Here is a 3675-nt window from a genome sequence, read left to right as displayed (position 1 = left end):
GCAGCCGGTGAACCTTCGCCGGTGGGCACGGTATTGCATTCGGATGAAGCAGAAACGGGTGCGCCACCGGAGAGAACCTCGAGGCCCTGGTCGCCGCCGAGGCTGAACTTCAGCGGCACTGCGCGACCGGCAGTCACGGTGCTCACCTCTCCGGCAGGGCTCACGGGGGGTTGGAAGCCGGCGAAGTCATAGCGGAACCCGGGCACTGTCGCGGAAGCGCTGAAGCCCATGTCGCCTGCCTCCGTGAACGCAACGACTCCGACTTCCACGTCCTCCGCCAGCTCGATGTCAGTGACGGTGAAGGAGCGAGCGGTTCCGTCCGTCATACCGACCGGAATGCCGTTGACGGTGATCCCGAACCGGTAGGCCGCTGCAGCGGAGTAATCCCAGGTGACATCGACGGTGCTGATTCCGTCCTGGGTTGCTGTGACTGCGGCCTGCAGGGACTCGGGAGCGGGGAGGCGGCCCGCGTCCGGACCTGCGCCGCCCACCTCGACAAAGGCGGAGATGTTGGAGGCCGTGCCAGTAGCATCCGTCATCCGCACCTGCATGACGCCGTCGAACACCTCAGAATAGGTCCGTACCGCAACGGGAGTCGTGGACGATTCCTCGAAGACCCCGTCACCGTTGTAGTCCCATTCGTAGGAGACAATTTCCGACGCCGGCGAGTACGAATCGGATACATCGAACCTGATACTTTGGCCCGGCTGCGCGTAGTAGTGCGGGTGCTTGATCAGGGCGACGGGCCGCGTATTGATCTTGGTGAGCGCCCGGGTGAGCGCCGCTTCCGTGTCGCCGCTGTTGACGATGACCTCACCGGTGGTGGCCTCTGCCAGCTGGGTGTAGAAGCTGCCGTAGTGTGCGGGAACAACGGGGTAGACATTCACGGGATCGATCTCCAGCGCACGCTTCGCGACTGCTTCGAGGGTGCTTCCGTCCACTCGGTCGGGATCATGATAGGTGGCATCAGTAAGCACGATGGCGGCCTTGGTGGCACCGTTGCGCCATTCCAGGCCGTTGAAGGCCGTCATCAGCGCGTGCAGAACAGCCTCGGGGAAGTCCCCTCCGCCATACGGGTAGATGGTGGCAAGCTGCTGGTTGAACTCGGTGGTGTCTTCGTTGAAACCCGAAAGGATCCGCGCCGTGACAGCGTCTCCGGCGTCCTTGTACTCCACCAGGGCCACACGTCCGCGGTGCTCCTGGATGGTGGTGGCCATGTTGGCAGCGAAGCGCTTGGCGTCCTCGATCTGCCAGCCCATGGAACCGGTCGAGTCGATGAGGAAGACCACGTCGAGGCCCGTGGTTCCGGTTCCCGCTTCGTTGATGTTCTTGTCAATCTCGTCGGCCTTGTCAGGGAACTGGGCAGCAAGGCGTTCGGCGATCTCCCGCGCCGCGGCATCGATGTCGCCGCCGGCAGCCTCGTAGTCTTCATGCCCGGAGGTGGTCAGCGGGTTCTTCGCCGACCCGCAGACAAAATCATCATCGGCGCACCAGAGGCCGGTGGTCGATGTCCACCCCTCGGGCAGGTAGGCATCGCGGGCACCCAGGCTGCCACCGTCGGTATCGCAGTCAGGAACGTCCCGCCGCCACTCCGAATATTCCTCTCCACGGCATGCCGGGGGGTTGAAACCCTCACCTTCCGGCAAATGCAGCTTCGGATCGCCGAACAGTCCCTGGAAGATCACCCGCTGCCGCAAGTCGTCCGGGAGCGTCTCGACGTAGGTTTCGCCAACTGTCTGCGCGCCCTGCGAGTAGCCACCCAGAACGAAGACCGAGTCTGCGCAGGTCGCAGCCCGTTCGGTCAGATACGCGTCGAGCTCTGCGATGCCCTCGTTCACGCTGTCGCCATAGGCGAAACTGCCGCCACCGCTCGACCCCGCTCCTACTGTGTTCCAGAAACTGTCCCAGGACCCGGCGCCCACCGGCACGGCCGGATACTGGTTCCCGTCGATGGTTTCCGTGCCGAGTTCGTACGGGTGATGGGTCAGCGCCGGGCTGATGCGCCGATCGATCTCCGAGACGAAGCGCACCACCTCAGGCTCGCCGGTCGATTGACCCGAACCTCTCGCAAACACCGACTCCACATCAGCGCAGGGAGCCGAGAGCTCTCCGCTGGCCGAGGCTGACGGCACTCCTACCAGTAATGTGGCCGCTGCAGCAGTACTCAGCAGCACTGCAGCGGCACGGCTTGGACGTTTCAAGAGCATTTCGGTCCCCCAATTTCGACAATTGCCGCAGACGCGGCTTTTGCTGCCTCCGCGCGAGAATGCGCAGGGCCTTCGGCGCTATTCGCCGGAAGCTTCCAGATGCAACCAGAACTGACTGGGAGCACCCTCATCTGGGCTATCAACGCGCAGGGTCACCTCGTACCCGCCGTCGATCGTGTGGCCAGAACACACGCTCCGGCGTCCGATAGCGCCGGACGGCCGGCTGCAATCACCCTCCAACTGCACAGCCCATCCGGCTGATGCGGCCAGGTTCCGCAAGCTTTCCGGATCCAGCTCGGTGTCTGTCTGCCAGGTGCGGCTCAAGCTTGGGCACGGATTGGCGTTGAGGCAGATCAGCTTTTCCCGCTCAACGTTCTCGTCTTCGAGGGTCCAGCCGGAAGGGACCCGCATCTGGGCCGCGACGGCCAGCATTTCTTCGGTCACCCGGTCATGGGTGGACTTCAGGATGAAGAAGGCAGCAGCCCACAAGATGATGGCTGCGATGGCAGCCCAACCAAGGATTTTCCTCACGCACTCCCCCAAGAAACGTTCAAGCCGGACTCAGCATAAGCCGGATTCTCGCCGTCAATCAGGGGAAGAAGCGCAGGATCTACGCAGTTTTGAAGCACTGTGCGCAGCGGCCGGCGAGGACCGGGCCACGCGGCGAACGCCGTCGCGGTTCTTGTGCCCCGGCCATAGTCAGATGTACGGTCGATGGGTATGGTAAGCATACTGATGAATTACCAGTTCATCGGACGTTCCTATCCGAAGGAGACGCTGTGAGCACGAGGATCGAGAAGCAGATCATGGTCAACGTTCCAGTGAGCGTGGCCTACAACCAATGGACACAGTTCGAAGAGTTTCCCCACTTCATGAGCGGGGTCAAGAAGGTGGAGCAGCTCACCGACGACCGGCTCAAGTGGGTCGCTGAGATCGGCGGAGTGAAGCGCGAGTGGGAGGCACGGATCCTCGCACAAGAGCCCGACCGCCGCGTCGCATGGGCAGCCACCGAGGGTGCAACCAACGCCGGAGCCGTCTCATTCGAAGACGTCGGCGGCGGCCAGACCTCCATCAAGCTTGAGCTTGAGTACGAGCCCGAGGGCATGATCGAAAAGATCGGCGACAAGCTGAACGTCGTCGAGAAGGAAGCCGAGGGCGACCTCAAGCGCTTCAAGGAGTTCATCGAGGACGAGGGCTACGCAACCGGCGCCTGGCGCGGAGCCGTTGCCGGCGGCACCGTCGGTTCGCCCACTGTTGATGACGCCGCAGCATCACGCGGCGACAGCGGCAAGGCCGGCATCTCCGGTAAGGCAGCTGCCGCAGCGGTAGGCGTCGCAGCGGCCGCAGCAGCAGGCGTGGCAGCTGCCAGCGGTGGCAAGAAGGACACCGTTGACACCGAATCGACCACCACGGACATCCCGGTCACGCCGGTTGTCCCTGTCGAGGACACCACCCCGCCGGACGTCAC

3 protein-coding genes are annotated in these 3675 nt (G+C 63.5%); 1 reads left to right on the top strand and 2 read right to left on the bottom strand.

From position 1 onward, the window contains the following. Together RIF85_RS15130 and RIF85_RS15125 are read right to left on the bottom strand one after the other, a co-directional pair. Nucleotides 1-2207: cutinase family protein (locus RIF85_RS15130; protein WP_309072729.1), on the bottom strand; the 2207-nt coding region annotated here is incomplete at its 3' end. A 78-nt stretch (nt 2208-2285) separates the two neighbouring features. Next, on the bottom strand, nt 2286-2738 hold the full coding sequence (locus RIF85_RS15125; protein WP_309072728.1) for a hypothetical protein: 453 nt from the start codon (nt 2736-2738) through the stop codon (nt 2286-2288). Between the two features lie 248 nt (nt 2739-2986). Between RIF85_RS15125 and RIF85_RS15120 the strand changes: the two genes are divergently transcribed. After that, nucleotides 2987-3675 (top strand): SRPBCC family protein (locus tag RIF85_RS15120; protein WP_309072727.1); only part of this gene is annotated, 689 nt, incomplete at its 3' end.

This window comes from Arthrobacter sp., assembly GCF_031179385.1.
Classification (GTDB): domain Bacteria; phylum Actinomycetota; class Actinomycetes; order Actinomycetales; family Micrococcaceae; genus Arthrobacter_D.
This window is presented reverse-complemented; position numbering and strand designations above follow the sequence as displayed.